Genomic DNA, 18,040 nt, shown 5'->3' with positions numbered 1-18,040 from the left:
CGGCCGGTGGCGGGCCGCCCCCGACGTCACAACCGGGTGACCCACCGCGGGTTGGCCCGCGCCCAGTCCGGCACTCGGGTGCCGCGTACCGCCTCGAAGAGGCCGTTTCCGCCGTTGTCGAGCACCACGTACGACACCTGGTCGATGGTCTGGGGGCGGGAGGGGACCTGCACGCCGCGCAGCGCGTCGGCCGGCAGGTCGCGCAGCGCGAGGACCAGGTCCTCCAGCGGTACGCCGTTGGTGTCCACGGTCAACGAGGCGCCCACGGCGCGGATGACCTGGTCCAGCTTGACCGGGTTGGTCCGCAGCGACGTCTCACTCGCGCGTTCCAGCATCGCCCGGAGCAGTTGCTGCTGGTGGGTCTGCCGGTCGTAGTCGCCGCCCGGCAGGTCGTAGCGCTGCCGGACGTAGTCGAGCGCCTGGCCGCCGTCCATCTGCTGGCAGCCGGGCGGGAAGACGCGGTCGGTGTGGATCGAGCGGACCTCGGTGTCCACGCACATGCGTACGCCGCCGAGCAGGTCGATGACCTTGCGGAGACCGGAGAAGTCGATCAGTGCCGCGCCGTCGAAGCGGACGCCGGTCAGCCGGGCCAGGGTGGCCGAGAGCAGCCGGGTGCCCGCCTGGCCGCCGCCGCCGTGCTCGTACGCCGCGTTGATCTTGTCCTGGCCGCCGCCGTAGCCGTTGCCGGCGGGGATGGCGACGAGCAGGTCCCGGGGGACGGAGACCAGGTACGCCTCGCGCCCGCCGGCGGGGACGTGCACGATGAGGATGGTGTCCGAGCGTCGGTCCGCCGCGCTGCCGCTCTGCCACCGGTCGGTCCCCACCAGCAGGTAGTTCAGCGGCCCGTCGGGGTCGGTGCGCTCCTGGCGGGCGGTGGGGTCGAGCAGTTGCTCCCGGACGACGCTGCCCTCGTACCGGTCGGTCAGCGCGTTCAGACCCGCCACGGCGAGCCCGGCCAGCAGGACCAGGGCCAGGCCCAGGCCGAGCAGCAGCCGGGGCCAGCGGACGCGGGGCGGCCGGGCGGGCCGGGCGTCGGCCCCGGCCCGGCCCCGACCGTCGCCCGTCGATCTGGACGTGACGCCTCCCCGCGACCCGTACGTGAATGCTTCTCACGTCAGGCTAGGCGTCGGCTCCGGCCGTCCGGGCCGCTTCGCCGACATCGCCCGGCGAATCGGCGCGGACGGCCGGCGTCACTCGCGGTTCGAGACGACCTCGGGGTTGGCGAAGACGAATTCGGCCAGCTTGTCCTGTTTCACCGCGCGGAACATGTCCAGCGTCTGCGAACTCAGCGTCTCGCGGCTGCCGTCGCTGTGGAAGGTGCCGCCGTTGGTCTTGAGCATCACCAGGTCGTTGCCGGTCACCCCGCGCATGGTGAAGACGAAGTCGGCGACCGGCACGCCGGCGGTGTCGAGGATGAACGCCTTGCCGGCCGCCTCGATCAGCTTGTTCAGCTTGATCGGGTTGGTCAGCGTCCCGTCCTGGGTGGCCTTCTTCGCCATCGCCTTGATCAGCTGCTGTTGGTTCTGCTGCCGGTCGTAGTCGCCGTTCTTGAGGCTCTTGCGCTGCCGGGAGTAGTCCAGCGCCGCCCAGCCCTCCATCTCGCGGCAGCCCTTCTTGTGCACCACGGGCGTCATCCGCTTGCCGGTCTTCTTCGCGTCGGCGTTCCACATCGGCTTGCCGTCGACGTACGACATGTGGATCGACTCGACCTCCTGCTTGACGCAGATGCGCACGGTGCCGAGGGCCTCGATGACGTTCTTGAATCCGCCGAAGTTGATGATGGCCGCGCCGTCGAAGCTGATCCCGGTCATCTTCTTGATCGTCTGCGCCATCAACTGGGCGCCGCCCTCCCAGCCGCCGCCGTTGCGGGCGCCGGCCTGGAACGCCGCGTTGATCTTGTCGGTGCCGCCGGAGTAACCGCTCTTCTTGAAGGCCGGGATCTGGGCCTCGGTGTCCCGGGGGATCGAGATCAGGTACGCCTGGTCGTGCGTCGCCGGGATGTGCAGCACGATGATGCTGTCCGCCCGCACGTCGTCGGCGGCCCACCGCTCCCGGGCGTCCACACCGAGCAGCAGCATGTCGATCGGGCCGTCCAGGCTGGCGCCACCCTCGGCGTCGGTCTTGCCCGCGTCGCCGAGCAGGTTGCGCTGGGCGATGTTGCCGGTGGCGCTGCTGATCAGCGCCTTGCTGCCGACGATGGCCGCACCGCTGGCGACCATCAGCACGGCGCCGAAGATCAGGGTGAGTCGGGCCCAGAGCGGATCCTTGCGGCGGGACCGCTTCTTCGCGGACCCGCCACCGGGCTTGCCGCCCTTGACGGGCTGCTTCGGGATGCTCGTGGAGGCCCGGACCGGGCCACGGGGGGACTCCAGCGCCGGAGGGCGACGGCTGGTCTGAACCGGCATGCGTGCTCCAGCTCGCGTTGTCAGGGGGCGGGATCACTTTACGGACGCTTTCCCGTCCTGGCGAGGTCGTCCGACCGTCAAATACCGTTCGTACGGCCGTCATCCAGGAAAACTGACCGAACGGACAGATCGATACGGCTGGTCGGCGGTTGGCTCACAGGAAGCGGTCGGCCGGCCCTCCGAATCGTGATGACGTTTGTCGATCACGGGAGGGCCGGCCGGCGGGGCTGGTCAGTTTCCGGTGCCGTCCTTCTTCTGGTTGGCCTCGACCCAGGCCGTCATGGTGTCGGCCGACATCGCCTTGTACATGGTCAGCGCCTTTTCCTTGTCCGACACCACCACCGACTCCCCGTTGATGGTCTGGCTGCCGACGTGCGGGCTGGTCACGAAGGTGAGGTTCTCGCCGCGCAGGTTGCGGAACTGGACCCCCATGTCGACCAGCGAGAAGCTCTGGTCGACGGTGACCGCGGCGGTGACCGACTTGAGGAAGTCGTTTAGCTTCTTCGGATTGGTCAGTGTGCCCGTGCTCGCCGCCTTGTCCATCAGGGCGCGGAGGAACTCCTGCTGGTGCCGCATCCGGGCGAAGTCGCCGTCCGGGAACTGCTTGCGCTGCCGGATCCAGTCCAGCGCCTCGGCGCCGTCCATGTGGTTGGTGCCCTTGGTGAACGTCCGGTACGGCTTGTGGATCGAGGTGATGGTCCGCTCGACCTTCAGGTCGACGCCGCCGAGGGCGTCGGTGACCTGCTTGAAGCCGGCGAAGTCGATCGCCATCACGTGGTCGAGCCGCACGTCGGTGAAGCACTCCACCGTCCGGACGGCCAGCGGCAGCCCGCCGAAGGCGAAGGCAGCGTTGATCTTCCCTCGCTGCCCGCTGCCGCAGTCCGCGTTGGCGCCCTCCGGGATCGGCACGTAGAGGTCGCGGGGGATGGAGACCAGGTAGGCCTTCTGGTGGTCCGACGGGATGTGCATCACGATGATCGTGTCGGCCCGCCACTTGCTGGACTTGTCCACGGGGGCGTCCGGGTCCCGGGAGTCGCTGCCCACCAGCATGATGTTCAGGGCGCCGTCCACCGCCTTGGCCGGGCGGCCCCCAGTGATCTCCGAGAACGGGTCGGTGCGGGCCAGGTCGTCGTTGAGGCCGCGGGCGTAGAACCAGGCGCCCGCCCCGCCGAGCAGCGCGAGCACCAGCACGGCCACGCCGGCCACCAGGGCGATTCGGCCCCACCGGGGGCGGACGCCGCGCCGGCCCGGCCGGTCGGGTCCGCCCGGTCCGCCTGGGCCGGCCGGTCCGCCCGGCCCCGCGGGACCGCCGGGGCCGCCGGCCCGTGGCTCGTCCGCCGCCGGGGACCAGCGGGCCTCGACCGGCCGGGCGCGTCCGGCGTCCCGGCCGGGGCCGGGCACCGAGGCGCGCCCGGCGCTGCGGTGCAGGTGCGGGAGTGGAACTCCGGCGGGCATGGTCGCTGACATGTAACTCAGGGTACGTACGCGCGGCCACTGTCGCCCCGTAGCGCCGCCGACGTGTGCGCCGGCGGCGGCACGCCCGCTAGACCATCCGCTCGCGGAAGTACTCGATGGTGCGGCGCAGGCCGTCCTCGGGCGCCACGGTCGGCTCGTATCCGAGCAGCTCGCGGGCGAGGGTCAGGTCCGGGCGGCGCATCTCCGGGTCGTCGGCGCTGCGGGTGATGTAGGTCACCTCGGAGCTGCTGCCGGTGAGCGACACGATCGTCTCGGCCAGCTGCCGCATGCTCATCTCGTGCTCGGTGCCGCAGTTGATCGGCCCCGTCTCGCGGGAGTCGAGCAGCAGCAGGATGCCGTGCACCAGGTCGGACACGTAGCAGATCGACCGGGTCTGGTTGCCGGTGCCGTGCACGGTGATCGGCTCGCTGCGCAGCGCCTGGGAGATGAAGGTCGGGATGGCCCGGCCGTCGTCCGGGCGCATCCGCGGGCCGTACGTGTTGAAGATCCGGACGATGGCCGTGTCCAGCCCGCGGTTGCGGTGGTAGGCCATGGTGGCCGCCTCGGAGAAGCGCTTCGCCTCGTCGTAGACGCTGCGGATGCCGATCGGGTTGACGTTGCCCCAGTACGACTCGGGCTGCGGGTGCTCCTTCGGGTCCCCGTACGCCTCGGAGGTGGAGGCCATCAGGAAGCGGGCGCCGTCGGCGACCGCGCGGTCCAGCAGGTGCAGGGTGGCAACCGAGCCGACGCGGAGGATCTCCACCGGCAGCTTCTCGAAGTCGGTCGGGCTCGCCGGCGAGGCCATGTGCAGGATGGCGTCGAACCGCTCGGCCATCGCCGGGTGGTGGGTCGGCAGGCCGTCGGAGATGTCGGCCTCGACCAGGGTGAAGTTCGGCTCGTCCAGCAGGTGGGCGACGTTCTCCTTCGACCCGGTGATGAAGTTGTCGAGCGCGACCACGGTGCAGCCGCGAGCGATCAGGGCGTCCACCAGGTGCGATGGTACGAAGCCGGCGCCGCCCGTGACGAGGATGCGGTGACCGGGTCCGAAGCGGGCAACAGCGTTCATGCCGGTCAGCCTACCCACTGCCCCGAGCCGCCCTGACGCAAGGAAGGGCCCCTCGTCGCCCGGCGACGACGAAGGGCCCTTCCCCGCACCTGTGGGAGGCCGTCAGTGGGCGCCGGCGCCGGTGACGGAACGCACCTCCAGCTCCGCGTACTTCTCCTCGTCGTGCTCCTTGGAGATCACGGTGCCGATCCACCCGCACAGGAAGCCGAACGGGATGGACAGGATGCCCGGGTTGGACAGCGGGAACCACTGCCAGTCCTGCTCGGGGAACATCGAGGTGGGCGCGCCGGAGACCACCGGCGAGAAGAACACCAGCAGTACGGCGGAGAGCAGGCCGCCGTAGATGGCCCACACCGCGCCCGAGGTGTTGAACCGCCGCCAGAACAGGCTGTAGAGGATCGCCGGCAGGTTGCCGGAGGCGGCCACCGCGAAGGCCAGCGCCACCAGGAAGGCCACGTTCAGGTTCTGCGCGTAGATCGACAGCACGATCGAGATGGCGCCGATCACCAGGGCGGAGACCCGGGCGACCCTGACCTCCTGCCGTTCGGACGCCGTCCCGTCCTTGATCACGTTGGCGTAGAAGTCGTGCGCCAGGCTGGACGAGGAGGCCAGGGTCAGGCCGGCCACCACGGCCAGGATCGTGGCGAAGGCCACCGCCGCGATGATCGCGAGCAGGGTGGCGCCGCCCAGGTCGCCGCCGAGGAAGTCGATGCCGAGCGCCTCGGCGAGCTGCGGCGCCGCCGTGTTGCCGGCCTTGTCCTGAGCGATGATCGCCTCGCTGCCGACCAGCGCCGCCGCGCCGAAGCCGAGGGCCAGGGTGAGCAGGTAGAAGGTGCCGATGATGCCGATCGCCCAGAGCACACTCTTGCGGGCCGCCTTGGCCGTCGGGACGGTGTAGAAGCGGATCAGGATGTGCGGCAGGCCGGCGGTGCCGAGCACCAGCGCGATGCCGAGCGACAGCAGGTCGACCTTGTTGTAGAAGGTCTGTGTCGCGTTGCCGGCCACCTCGACGCCGTAGCGCAGCCCGGGTTCGAGGAAGGCGCTGCCCTTGCCCGAGGAGGCGGCGGCGTCGCCGAGCAGCGACGACAGGTTGAACTTGTACTTCGCCAGCACCAGCAGGGTCATCACCAGCGCGCCGCCCATCAGCAGGAACGCCTTGACGATCTGCACGTAGGTGGTGCCCTTCATGCCGCCCACCGTGACGTAGACGATCATGAGGGCGCCGACCATGATGATGGTGGCCACCTTGGCGGTGTCGGCGTCCATGCCGAGGAACGTGGTGCCCGGCTTGATGCCGAGCAGCAGGGCGACCAGCGCACCCGCGCCGACCATCTGCGCCAGCAGATAGAAGATCGACACCGTGATGGTGGAGACGGCCGCGGCGGTCCGCACCGGGCGCTGGCGCATCCGGAAGGCCAGCACGTCGGCCATCGTGTACCGGCCGGAGTTCCGCAGCAGCTCCGCGACCAGCAGCAGCGCCACCAGCCAGGCGACCAGGAAGCCGATCGAGTAGAGGAAGCCGTCGTAGCCGTAGAGGGCGATGATGCCGGCGATACCGAGGAACGAGGCGGCCGACATGTAGTCGCCGCCGATGGCCATGCCGTTCTGGAAGCCGGAGAAGGACCGGCCGCCGGCGTAGAAGTCGGTGGCGGTCTTGGTCTGCCGGCTGGCCCAGATGGTGATGGCCAGGGTCACCGCCACGAAGACCAGGAAGAGCGTGATGGTGAGGTTGCGGGCGGTGGTGCTGCCCGCCTCAGCCGCGAGGACCGTGTTCATGGCCCACCTCCCCGATCTCGGCGCGGATCCGGTCGGCCACCGGATCGATCTTCCGGTCGGCGAAACGGGAGTAGAGCCAGGCGATGAGGAAGGTCGAGACGAACTGGAGCAGGCCGAAGACGAGGGCGACGTTGATGTTGCTGCCGAAGAGCTTCGTGCCCATGAAGTCCCGCGCGTACGCGGACAGGATCACGTAGAGCGCGTACCACAGGAAGAACGCGACGGTCATCGGGAAGATGAAGCCGCGCAGCGTGCGCCGCAACCCGGCGAACTCGTCCGACCGCTGTACGGCCAGGTACCGGTCCGCCGCCGAGGCCGACGGCGTGGACGCGGGTGTGTCCGTGGACATTTGTGGATCACCACCTTCACAGGCGTGGGGAGTTTCGCGCACCGTAGAAAGCGCGCTCCCCGCCGGGGAAGGGCGAGATCGACGCCGGTCGGCGGCTGCGCCGAACGGCACGGTGGCTGCGCCGAGTGACGCAGCTCACTCCGTTCACCGGTCACGGGCGCGGCCGGGGCGGGCCGAACGGACGCCCGGTCGAGAGGGTCTGCCACCCCGCCGGCCGCGAAGTGTCCGACATCGAGGCGCGCCGCCGGTCGCCGGTCGTCAGGTCAGCTCGCGGTACCGGCCCCGGTAGTGCAGCAGCGGGTCCGTCTCCCCGGCCAGCTCGACGGCCTCGATGGTGGCCTCGACCAGCAGGCCCCAGCCGTACTCGCGGGCGGTGTCGAGCCGGCACCCCGCCCAGCCGCCGGCGTCGGTCGGCACCGGGCCGTAGGGGGTGTCGGTCCACGCGCCGGTGGCGAACAGGCCGCCGGGGGACGGGAAGAGGCCCGCGAACCGGTCGGCGAGCTGCCGGTGCGACGGGCTCAGCGGGGCCACCGCGAAGCGGCCGGCGGACTCGACCGCCGCCCACAGGTCGGACTCGGGGTCGACCAGGCCGAGCAGCCGGTCCGGCTCGCCCTCCGCGACCAGTGTCGAGGAGACCGTCAGGCCCGCCGGCTCCGGCGCCGTCCAGAGCGTCACCGGCGACGCCAGCCGACCCCGCAACCGGCGTACGGGCGAGCGTTGGTCGGCGGGCACGGCGAACGGGTCGATGTGGTGGATCTCGGCGCCCGGCTCTTGATTCACGTGAAACATTCTGCCGCGCCGGGCAGTCGTCCGAGCCGGTAAGCGGCGGCGGCCCGCCGGGGCGACCGGATCAGCGCGTACCCGGGTCGCTCTCGTCGTCGTCGGTCAGGGATCGGCGGGCGGCGGCCAGCACCTCCGGGTCGGCGCAGCCGGCGGCGTACCCGGCGATCCGGCGGCGGATGTCGCGGCCGAGCAGCCAGGACCCGATCCGGTCCGCGACCGGGCGGAGGAACGCGGGCCGGCACCGGAAGCTGTACCGCCAGGTGGCGATGGCGTGGCCGGGCTCCGGGGCGGGCGCGAACCGCCAGCCGCCGGCGAACATCTCGAAGAACCACGGCCCGCGCACCATCTTCATCCCGACGTGGCTCGGCGGGGCCCAGGAGACGTACTCGCTCACCATCGTCAGGCCGTGCCGGGAGCGGGTGAAGGTCCGCTCGCCCTTGCCGGGCCGGGTCGCCCCGTCGGTGAAGTGCTGCTCGCGCACGAACGGGTCCCACCGGTAGCGCACGGGCGCGGTGGTCTGGGAGACCGCGAAGGCCAGCTCGGGCGGGACCGGCACGGTGATCACCGCTTCGACGACGGGCATCAGGCCATTGTGCCGCCGACCGGCAACCACCGCGTCCGGAGTGTGCCGGCCCGCCTTCCGCGCCCGGCCCGCCGTCAGCGGCGCGGGGTCACCGTGGCGAGCAGTTCCGGCATCCGGCGGTCCAGCACGTCGCCAGCCAGGTACGCGCCGAGCAGCGCCGCCCCCAGGCCGTACGCCGCCCCGAGCGGCAGGGCCAGCCAGAGCCAGGCGTCGCCGAGCAGCCCGGCGGCCACCACCATCGGCACCGCCGCCACCGCGGTGGCGAGCATCGCCAGCAGGGTGAGGAAGCTCTTCGCGATCCCGGCACCGGTGTTCAACGCGAACGGGTTGCTCGTCTCCGGCAGCGAGTACGCCCCGAGCACCGAGACGAAGCAGTTCACCGCCAGCCCCGCGCCGTACGTGGCGAACAGGGTGCCCGCCATCAGCCCGATCCAGCCGGGCTCGCCGACGACCACCGCGACGACCACGGAGATCACCGCCAGCATCGGCAGGACGTAGAGCGAGAACGCGGCCATCCGGGCCCGCAGCTCCTGCTGGCCGGAGACGCCCGCGACCACGTTCGCCGCGTACGCGCTGCCGTCGAAGCCGAACTGGTTGGCCAGGGTGACGGCGGCGAGCAGCCCGACGAAGAGCATCGACAGGCTGGACAGCACCGGGGACGAGTCGAGACTGGCGTTGAACCCCTCGGCGCTGTCGATGGTGAAGCCCGAGCCACCCACGTTGACCATGACCGGCACGAAGAGACCGACGACCGCGACGGTGATCAGGTTGGCCCGGCGTCGGGCGTCCCGCCACCAGTAGCGGGTCTCCCGGGCGACGAGGGCGCCGAACCGGTCCCGCCGGACCCAGCCGACGGCCCTCGGGAAGAGCTGGGCGACCGCTCCGCCGGTCGCGCCGCGCTGGGCGCGGGCCGGCCCGGCACTGGCCGTGCCCACCATCGCGGACTCGAGCGAGCGGGACCACCAGGCCAGCAGCGCGACGATCGTCGCCGCCGTGATCAGCAGCTTCACCGGCGCGGCCCAGAGGCGGCCCTCGGCCACGTCGATGCCGGCCGTCCAGGGCGCGCCGAACGGGGTCCAGCCGACCACCTCGGCCACCCCGTCGAGGCGGTCCCAGTCGGCGTCCGAGAGGGCGGCGACGCCCAGGAGCTGCAACGGCCCGAGCAGCGCGGCGAGCACGGCGAGCAGCACGGCGGCCAGGTCACGGACCCGGCGGGACCGCAGCGCCGTCGCGAAGGCGCTGGTCACCGCCCGGGCCGCCGCGACGCAGAGCAGCAGCCCGGCGACCACCCCGACGAGGGCGACCGCGGCGGCCGACCAGCCGCCCAGCGCCCCGGCGGTGACCACCAGCCCGCACAGGGCCAGCAGCACCGAGATCGTGGGGACGCTGACGAAGGCGGCGGCGAACAGCCCGGTGACGAGCGTGCGGCGGGGCAGCGGCAGCAGCGCGAACCGGGCCGGGTCCAGCGTCTCGTCCACCCCGAAGAAGACCAGCGGCAGCAGCAGCCAGCCGAGCACCGTCAGGCCACCGCCGAAGGCGGCGACCATCAGCGCGTAGCGGCTCTCGTCGGCCAGGCCGGGCGCGGCGAAGAGGAAGAAGCCGGTGCCGGCGAACCAGAGCCCGGCCACCGCGCCGCCCACGAAGAGGGCGACCCGCCAGCCCTGGCCCCGGAAGTTGTTGCCCATCACCCGCAGCTTGAGCCGGACGAAGTGCCGGGCGGAGACCTTCCGGACGGGCTGGGCGGAGACGGTCGGTCCGGTCACCGCGACAGCCACGCCAACTCCTCGCCGGTCGCCGTGCGGCCGCCGACCACCTCGACGAAGACCTGCTCCAGCGAGCGGCCGCCGCGTACCTCGTCGATGGGGCCGACCCGCTTGATGGTGCCCGCCGCCAGGATCGCCACGTGCGAGCAGAGCCGCTCGACGACCTCCATCACGTGGCTGGAGAAGACGACGGTGCCGCCCCCGGTCACGTAACGGTGCAGGATGTCCCGGATCAGCGCGGCCGACACCGGGTCGACCGCCTCGAAGGGCTCGTCCAGCACCAGCAGCCGGGGGCCGTGCAGCAGCGCACAGGCCAGGCCGATCTTCTTCTTCATGCCCGCCGAGTAGTCGACCACCAGGGTCCGGCCGGCGTCGCCGAGCGCGAGTACGTCCAGCAGCTCCGCCGCCCGCTGGTCGACCACCGCCGGGTCCATCCCCCGCAGCAGACCGTGGTACGCGAGCAGCTCCGCGCCGCTGAGCCGGTCGAAGAGCCGTACGCCGTCGGGCATCACGCCGAGCAGCTGCTTCGCCTGCACCGGGTCGGCCCAGACGTCGTGACCGAGCACCCGGGCGTCGCCGGCGTCCGGCCGGAGCAGCCCGACCGCCATCGACAGGGTGGTGGTCTTGCCCGCTCCGTTCGGGCCGAGCAGGCCGTAGAAGGAGCCGGCCGGCACGTCGAGGTCGACACCGGCGACGGCGACCTTGCCGTCGAAGTGTTTCGCCAGGCCACGCAGGGCGAGCGCCGGGTGCTCAGCAGTCATGCGTCGACCGTATCCGGCCGCGACCAGCCGTTGCTCCGGCCGCAGGATGATCCCCGGTCATCCCCGAGTCGTACCCCGCACGGCCCGTGTCGTCGCCGGGGGCGGCCAGCGCCTTACAGCCGCAGCGCCTCCGGGGCGTGCAGGCGGAGCATGGTGGCGCCGACGTCGGCCGGCGCCCGGCGGCGGGTCGCCATCGAGACCGCCACCATCACGGCGAAGGCGAGCGGCACCGTCCAGGCGGCCGGCTGCGCGGTGAGCGTGGCCGGCCAGCCGGACAGCGGCGGGCCGAGCACCGTGACCAGCACCGCCCCGACCGCCGCGCCGCCGCCGACCAGGATGCCGGCGGCGGCGCCGAGATCGGTCAGGCCCCGCCACCAGATGCCCAGCACCAGCAGGGGGCAGAAGCTGGACGCGGCGACCGCGAAGGCCAGCCCGACGACCTGGGACACGTCCAGCCCCGCGAGGTTGAGCGCGAGGACCGTCGGCACGGCCCCGGCGATCACCGTGGCGAGCCGGAAGCCGCGTACCGAGCCGCGCCCCAGCACGTCCGTGGAGATCACCCCCGCGACGCTGGTGAGCAGCCCGGACGAGGTGGAGAGGAAGGCCGCGAACGCGCCGGCCGCGACCAGCGCGGCGAGCATCCGGCCGACCGTGCCGTCGCCGAGCGCGGCGCCGGGCAGCAGCACCACCACCGCGTCGGTCTGCCCGCTCAGCAGCAGCTGCGGGGTGTAGATCCGACCCAGCACCCCGTAGATGGTGGGCAGCAGGTAGAACGCCCCGACCAGGGCGAGCACCACCAGCGTGGTGCGGCGGGCGGCGGCGCCGTCGGGGTTGGTGTAGAAGCGGACCAGCACGTGCGGCAGCCCCATGGTGCCGAGGAACGTCGCCAGGATCAGGGAGTAGGTGGCGAACAGGCCCCGGTCGTCGTCCCCGGCGGCGCTGGGCAGCAGCCAGTCGGCGGCGTCGGTGGCCACCCCGGACACCTCCGGCACCGGGTCGCCGGCGGCGAAGGACAGCTCGTCGCCGGGGCGTACCTCCTGGATCCGGCCGTCGGGGAGGGTGAGGGTCGCGCGGTGCTCGACCACGACGGTGGTCGCGGTCCGGAACGCCGGTCCGTCGGGCGGGGTCACCGCCGGGCGGGCGTCGGCCTGCCACTGCAACGCCAGGAAGATCGCCGGTACGGCCAGCGCGGTCAGCTTCAGCCAGTACTGGAAGGCCTGGACGAAGGTGATCGCGCGCATGCCGCCGAGCGCGACGTTCGCGGTGACCACCACGGCCACCAGCAGGGCCCCCAACGGGTACGGGGAGCCGGTCACCGTGGCCAGCGTCAGCCCCGCCCCCTGGAGCTGCGGCACGAGGTAGAGCCAACCGATGAAGATCACGAAGGCGGTGGCCAGGGTCCGCAGCCGACGTGACCCGAGCCGCAGCTCGCAGAAGTCCGGCAGGGTGAACGCGCCGGAGCGGCGCAGCGGGGCGGCCACGAACAGCAGCAGGGCGAGGTAGCCGGCGGCGAAGCCGACGGGGTACCAGAGCACGTCGACGCCGTACTTGAGGATCAGCCCGGCGACCCCGAGGAAGCTCGCCGCCGACAGGTACTCCCCGCCGATCGCGGCGGCGTTCCAGGTCGGGCTGATCGCCCGCGAGGCGACCAGGAAGTCGGAGGTGGTCCGCGCCAGCCGCAGCCCGTAGAAGCCGATGCCGACGGTGACCAGGGTGACCGCCACGATCGCCGGTACGACGAAGCCGTTGCCCACCTCAGCGCTCCGGCCGCTGGACCAGGTCGGTGAAGTCCTGCTCGTTGCGCTCGGCCAGCCGCACGTACGCCCACCCGACGGCGATCAGGAACGGGAACGACGCCACCCCGAGCAGCAGCCAGGGCAGGTTGACGCCGAGCACGGTGACCCGGCCGACGGCGGGCGCGACGGCGAAGAGCCACGGCAGCCCGCCGAGCCCGATCGCCACCACCAGGGAGAGCCGCAGGGCCAGCGCGAACTGGGCGCGGACCAGCCCTCGGACGAGCGCGTCGCCGACCCGGGTCTGCTCGGCCAGTTCGGCGCGGGTGCGCTCCGCCCGGTCCTCGCGGCGGGACACCTCGGCCAGCACGATCCGGGCCCGGGGCTGGGGTGGCGTGAGCTGCCCCGGCACCCCGGGGCGGCCCGTCTGCTCCTCCGGGGTGCCGGGCCGGCTCGTCGGGGGCGCCGGAACGGGATCGTCGGCAGCGGCCACCCCGGCAGTCTCGCCCGATCGCCGCGATTGTCAAGGGCTTCCGTAGGCGTCGCGCCCGCCACCCGGCCGGCCCGGCCGGAGCCGTCCACACCGGGCTGTGGACAACTTGTGGAGAACGGGTCACCCCTGTGGATAACTTCGTGGACGCTTTGGCGGGGCGCCCGGTGGCCGGTCACCCGCCGCAGCACTCACTTCGTGTCGACGTGCTCCAAGCCGACGCGCTCGGGGCGGGCGGAGGCGGAGCCCAGCCAGGTGTGCGGGTTGCCGTACCAGCACCAGCCGAGCTTCGGCGCGCCCTGGCTGATCCAGAGCGCCGGCACCCGCTTGTCGCCGCAGCGGGAGCCGACCAGCGAGAAGCACTTGTTCTTCGCCAGCGCCTCCGGGTACAGGGTGACGAAGGCGAGCCCCTCGTCGATGGTGAGCGGCAGCCGGCCCTGGCCGGTGATCACCTCCATGGCGGCGGCGGGCGCCAGGTTCAGCGTCTCCTCGCCCCGGTCGACGTCGAAGAGCAGGTACGCCGGCCCGGCCGGCACCTCCAGCTCCTTGATCGGGTCGAACTTCGGCAGGTCGCCCTCGGCGTAGTGCCGGTCGACGATGCCCGGCTTCCGCTTGCCGGCCAGGGTGGTCAGCGCGACGCGCTCCTCCACCGGCACCAGGTCGCGGGTGATCACCAGGAGGAAGGGCACCCGCGCCTCGGTCGGGGCGGGCAGGCCGGCCGCCCCGGCGACGGCCGCCGCGCGCAGCGGCGCGACGAGGTCACGGAAGGCGTCCTCGGTCAGCTCGGCGAGGGCCGGGTAGCCCAGCTCCACCAGCCGGTCGAGCTGGCGGTCGAATTCGGTCGCGGCGTCGGACAAGGCGGCCTCCAATTGTCGTACGGAGTACCGTACAGCGTACGCCGAAGCGCGCGTATTCCCGCCCGGAAGGAAAATCCAAGCACGACCTACGGGTCCTCCGGACGCTGTCGAGCTGCCCCGTCCATGGGACCGGAAGGCGCCTGCGGCCTCCGGGTCCCGCCTGCGGCCTTTCGGCCTCCCTCTCACGCCTGCCGGCCTTTCGGCCTCCCTCTCACGCCTGCCGGCCTTTCGGCCTCCCCCTCACGCCTGCCGGCCTCTGGTCTCATGGACGGGGCAGCTCGACAGGCACCAGGCGGGCGATGTCCTCGCCCCCGCAAACGGCACGCACCGGCGCGGCACGGGCCGGGGGCAGGTGGATCGTCAGCGGTTCCAGTCCTGCTTCGCCGCGCGGACCAGCTTGTCCTTCAGCTCGCGGGTGTGCCGGCGGCTGACCGGCAGCTCCGTCGAGTCGACCACCACCACGTACCCCGAGTTCACCAGCCGCAGTTCGGCGATCAGCTTGAGCTGCACCAGGTACGACCGGTGGATCCGGACGAACCCGGCGTCCGCCCAGCGCTCCGCGAGGGTCGCCAGCGACACCCGGACCAGGTGCGAGCCGTCTGCGGTGTGCAGCCGGGCGTAGTCGCCCTGCGCCTCCACCCATCGCACCGCCGAGCGGGGCAGCATCCGCGTGGTGCCCGCCAGCTCGATGGGGATGGTCGGATCCTCCTCCGCCCGGGCCAGCGCCGCCGGATGCGACGGCACCACCCGGGCGCCGATCACCCGGCGCAGCGACTCGGCGAGCCGCTCGGCGCGTACGGGCTTGCGGACGTAGTCGGTGGCGCCCAGGTCGAACGCGTCCACCGCCCCGTCGTCGTACGCGGTGACGAACACGATCGCCGGCGGCCGGGCGAAGCGGCGCAACACCCGGGCCAGTTCCATACCGTCCAGGCCGGGCATCCGGATGTCGAGGAAGACCACGTCCACGTCGCCGTCGCGGAGCACCCGCAGCGCCTCGGTCGCGTCGCCCGCCGTGTGCAGCCGGGCCACCCGGGGATCGGCCCGCAGGTGGTACGCCAACTCGTCCAGCGCCGGCGGCTCGTCGTCGACCGCCAGCACCCGCAGGAACCCCGCCGCGCTCACCACGCCGCTCACGAGCCGGCCCGTACGCCGGGATGGAACTTCGGCACCCGCATGCTCACCTTCGTGCCCGAGCCGAGACCCGTCTCGACGACCAGGCCGAAGCCGTCCCCGAAGACCGACCGGAGCCGCTCGTCGACGTTGGAGAGCCCGACGTGCTGGCCCGGGTCGTCCCCGACGCCGGCCCGCGCGGCGTCGCCCGGGTCCCCGGCGGCGCCGGCCAGCTCGGCGATGCCGGCGGTCAGCGTGCTCGGATCCATGCCCACTCCGTCGTCCTCCACGGTGATGTGGCACTCGGTGCCCGCGTCCCGGGCCTCGATGCTCACCATGCCCGTGCCCGGCTTGCGGGACAACCCGTGCCGGACGGCGTTCTCCACCAGCGGTTGCAGGCAGAGGAAGGGCAGCGTCACGGGCAGCACCTCCGGGGCGATCTGGAGGCGCACCTGGAGCCGGTCGCTGAACCGGGCCCGCTCGATGGTCAGGTAGCGGTCGATCGAGCGCAGCTCCTCGGCCAGCGTGGTGAACTCGCCGTGCGCCCGGAACGAGTACCGCGTGAACTCGGCGAACTCCAGGATCAGCTCCCGGGCCCGGTCGGGGTCGGTGCGGACGAACGAGCCGATCGCGGTCAGCGCGTTGTAGATGAAGTGCGGGCTGATCTGTGCACGCAGGGCGCGTACCTCGGCGCGGGCCAGCCGCTCCCGCGAGGAGTCCAGCTCGGCCAGGGCGAGCTGGTTGCCGGCCCAGTGCGCCGTCTCCAGGGTGGCCTGCACCAGGCCCGGCTCCGGCTGACCGTCGGCGACCGCGACCAGCACCCCGACCCTGCGCCCGTCCGCGCCGGTCAGCGGGGCGACCACCGCGCCGCGTACCGGGCAGTCGACCCGGTCGCAGTGCAGCTCCGGCTCGCCGAGGACCGTCGAGCGGCCCGTCGCCACCGCCCGCCGGGCCGCCGCGACCAGTTGGGCGTGGTGGTGCCCGCCCCGCCCGTCGAGGGCGAGCAGGCTCTCCCGGTCCGTCAGCGCCAGCCCGGCCGCCCCCACCAGCGCCCGCAGATGGCGTACGGCCTTCGCCGCGTTCGCGGCGCTCAGGCCCGCGCGCAGCGGCTCGGCGGCCAGCCCGGCGGTGTGCAGCACCTCGTAGGTCGCCCGCTGGGTGGCCGTGGCGATGCCCCGCCGCGCGCGCAGCCGGACCACCGCGAACAGGGCCGCACCCAGCGCGGCGATCAGCGAGACGACGCCGAAGACGCCCGAGAGGTTGCCACCCACGCAGCGATCCTGGCCCCTGCCGGCCCGCACGCCAAGGGGTCAGTACGCGCCCTTGCGGGCGAGCACCACCCCGACGGTGCGCCACAGGATGCTCAGGTCGTACGCCAGCGACCAGTTGTCGACGTAGTAGAGGTCGAGCCGGACCGCCTCGTCCCAGGAGAGGTCGGAGCGGCCGGAGACCTGCCACAGCCCCGTCATGCCCGGCCGGACCAGCAGCCGGCGGCGCACGTCACCGAGGAAGTCGCCGTCGTCGGCGGGCAGCGGGCGCGGCCCGACCAGCGACATCTCGCCCTTCAACACGTTGATCAGCTGCGGCAGCTCGTCCAGCGACGAGGCCCGCAGGAAGCGGCCCACCGGGAAGACCCGGGGATCCTGCTTCATCTTGAACAGCATGCCGTCGGTCTCGTTCCGGTCGACCAGGCTGGCCAGCCGGTCCTCCGCGTCCACGTACATGGTGCGGAACTTCCAGACCCGGAAGGTGCGGCCCTCGTGGCCGACCCGGGGCTGGCGGAAGAAGACCGGGCCGGGATCGGAGAGCCGGATCGCGATCGCGATGGCCAGGAAGACCGGGGCCAGCAGCAGCAGGCCGAGCCCGGCGGCCACCCGGTCCATCAGGTTCTTGGCCAGCAGCGCCGGGCCGGAGAGGGTCGGCTCCTCGACGTGCAGCAGCGGCAGGCCCTCGATCGGCCGGATGTGCACCCGGGGCCCGGCGATGTCGGTCAGCTGCGGGGCGACGACCAGGTCGACGCCCGAGCCCTCCAGCTGCCAGGCCAGCCGGCGCAGCTCGCCCGGCTCGGAACTCGCCGAGCCGCAGACCGCGATCGTGTCGCCGCCGACCTCGCGGACGAGGGCGAGGACGTCGCGGCCCGCGTACACGGGGACCGGGGTCTCGATGCCCTTGGCCGCCGCGTAGCCGTCGGTGATGTGGATGGCGACCGGCATCAGCCCGGCGGCCGGGTTGCGGGTGACCGCGGTGTAGACCTCCAGGCACTCCGGCAGGGTGCCGATCAGCACCATCCGGTGACCGGCCTGGCTGATGTTGCGCCGGACCACGTGCAGCACGAAGCGACAGAGCATCCGGTTCAGCAGGATCAGCAGCAGCGCCGCGAGCAGGGCGGTGCCGACCGTGTAGCGGGACAGGTCGGTCTTGGTGGCGAACGCGAGGAAGGACACCGTCGCGGCGACGGCGACGCCGGCCCGGATCACCCGCTTGTACTCGTCCGGGCCCAGGCCGAGGTATCGCCGGTCGTAGGCCCGGTTGGCCCAGAGGCTGACGAGCCAGCCGAGCGGCAGGAGCACGAACGCCACCGTGTGGAACCACGTCGGGTCCTGCTCGGCGTTGTAGAAGCCCGCCCGCGACTGGTCGAACGTCTCGATGGCGATCAGGCTGGCGACCGCGGCGGCTGCGAAGTCGAGCAGCAGCAGGAGGGTGATGTAGGGGCGGTGCCAGCGTGACACGCGACGGCGCGCCCGAGCCCACGCGGACCGGGGTACGCCGTTGTGGGACGGCGGTGCCGGCGGCTGGATCTCGAAGCTGTCGACGTGCCGCACGAGTTTGCTCCGGCCTGTGTTGGTTACCGGGCGCTGGAGGCTTGTCGTCACCTCACCCATGTCCTCCCGCATGACACGAGCCGCTCA

At 72.5% G+C, this 18,040-nt stretch carries 15 protein-coding genes and 1 pseudogene; all 16 read right to left on the bottom strand.

Features of this window, described 5'->3' with window-relative positions; genetic code table 11:
• Nucleotides 1-26 precede the first annotated feature (26 nt).
• Nucleotides 27-968 (bottom strand): LCP family protein, encoded by a 942-nt coding sequence (locus tag ACFHW0_RS07110; RefSeq protein ID WP_416606708.1) that lies wholly within the window; start codon nucleotides 966-968, stop codon nucleotides 27-29.
• A gap of 222 nt (nucleotides 969-1,190) precedes the next feature.
• A complete protein-coding gene (locus tag ACFHW0_RS07105) occupies nucleotides 1,191-2,405 on the bottom strand; it encodes an LCP family protein (RefSeq protein ID WP_416606279.1) in 1,215 nt (404 codons plus the stop codon).
• A gap of 231 nt (nucleotides 2,406-2,636) precedes the next feature.
• The gene (locus ACFHW0_RS07100; protein WP_416606277.1) at nucleotides 2,637-3,872 is read right to left on the bottom strand and encodes an LCP family protein; all 1,236 of its coding nucleotides are present in this window, start codon (nucleotides 3,870-3,872) and stop codon (nucleotides 2,637-2,639) included.
• Between the two features lie 76 nt (nucleotides 3,873-3,948).
• Nucleotides 3,949-4,926: a UDP-glucuronic acid decarboxylase family protein gene (locus ACFHW0_RS07095; protein WP_416606275.1), complete on the bottom strand. Its 978-nt coding sequence runs from the start codon at nucleotides 4,924-4,926 to the stop codon at nucleotides 3,949-3,951.
• 102 nt (nucleotides 4,927-5,028) lie between these two features.
• Nucleotides 5,029-6,702 (bottom strand): cation acetate symporter, encoded by a 1,674-nt coding sequence (locus ACFHW0_RS07090; RefSeq protein ID WP_416606273.1) that lies wholly within the window; start codon nucleotides 6,700-6,702, stop codon nucleotides 5,029-5,031.
• Nucleotides 6,680-7,051 carry a DUF485 domain-containing protein gene (locus ACFHW0_RS07085; RefSeq protein ID WP_416606271.1) on the bottom strand — a complete coding sequence of 124 codons (372 nt, stop codon included), beginning with the start codon at nucleotides 7,049-7,051 and terminating at the stop codon, nucleotides 6,680-6,682. The genes ACFHW0_RS07090 and ACFHW0_RS07085 overlap by 23 nt, the downstream gene beginning before the upstream one ends.
• Before the next feature lie 258 nt (nucleotides 7,052-7,309).
• A pseudogene (locus ACFHW0_RS07080) lies at nucleotides 7,310-7,855 on the bottom strand (flavin reductase family protein); the annotation flags it as partial.
• 46 nt (nucleotides 7,856-7,901) lie between these two features.
• On the bottom strand, nucleotides 7,902-8,417 hold the full coding sequence (locus ACFHW0_RS07075; protein WP_416606269.1) for an SRPBCC family protein: 516 nt from the start codon (nucleotides 8,415-8,417) through the stop codon (nucleotides 7,902-7,904).
• A gap of 74 nt (nucleotides 8,418-8,491) precedes the next feature.
• A complete protein-coding gene (locus ACFHW0_RS07070; RefSeq protein WP_416606267.1) occupies nucleotides 8,492-10,192 on the bottom strand; it encodes an ABC transporter permease in 1,701 nt (566 codons plus the stop codon).
• Nucleotides 10,177-10,941: an ABC transporter ATP-binding protein gene (locus ACFHW0_RS07065; RefSeq protein ID WP_416606265.1), complete on the bottom strand. Its 765-nt coding sequence runs from the start codon at nucleotides 10,939-10,941 to the stop codon at nucleotides 10,177-10,179. Before ACFHW0_RS07065 ends, ACFHW0_RS07070 begins: the two co-directional genes overlap by 16 nt.
• 113 nt (nucleotides 10,942-11,054) lie before the next feature.
• Complete coding sequence (locus tag ACFHW0_RS07060) at nucleotides 11,055-12,695, bottom strand: cation acetate symporter (protein ID WP_416606263.1); 1,641 nt, start codon at nucleotides 12,693-12,695, stop codon at nucleotides 11,055-11,057.
• A gap of 1 nt (nucleotide 12,696) precedes the next feature.
• Nucleotides 12,697-13,086, bottom strand: a complete 390-nt coding sequence (locus ACFHW0_RS07055; protein ID WP_416606706.1) for a hypothetical protein — start codon at nucleotides 13,084-13,086, stop codon at nucleotides 12,697-12,699.
• 269 nt (nucleotides 13,087-13,355) lie between these two features.
• Nucleotides 13,356-14,021 carry a DUF5701 family protein gene (locus ACFHW0_RS07050; RefSeq protein WP_416606261.1) on the bottom strand — a complete coding sequence of 222 codons (666 nt, stop codon included), beginning with the start codon at nucleotides 14,019-14,021 and terminating at the stop codon, nucleotides 13,356-13,358.
• A gap of 360 nt (nucleotides 14,022-14,381) precedes the next feature.
• Nucleotides 14,382-15,143: a LytR/AlgR family response regulator transcription factor gene (locus ACFHW0_RS07045; protein ID WP_366641750.1), complete on the bottom strand. Its 762-nt coding sequence runs from the start codon at nucleotides 15,141-15,143 to the stop codon at nucleotides 14,382-14,384.
• Nucleotides 15,144-15,151: 8 nt separating this feature from the next.
• Nucleotides 15,152-16,402: a sensor histidine kinase gene (locus ACFHW0_RS07040; protein WP_416606259.1), complete on the bottom strand. Its 1,251-nt coding sequence runs from the start codon at nucleotides 16,400-16,402 to the stop codon at nucleotides 15,152-15,154.
• Between the two features lie 39 nt (nucleotides 16,403-16,441).
• Nucleotides 16,442-18,013 carry a sugar transferase gene (locus ACFHW0_RS07035; RefSeq protein ID WP_416606703.1) on the bottom strand — a complete coding sequence of 524 codons (1,572 nt, stop codon included), beginning with the start codon at nucleotides 18,011-18,013 and terminating at the stop codon, nucleotides 16,442-16,444.
• Nucleotides 18,014-18,040: the final 27 nt, after the last annotated feature.

Source organism: Micromonospora sp. LOL_025, assembly GCF_048060285.1.
GTDB lineage: Bacteria > Actinomycetota > Actinomycetes > Mycobacteriales > Micromonosporaceae > Micromonospora.
This window is presented reverse-complemented; position numbering and strand designations above follow the sequence as displayed.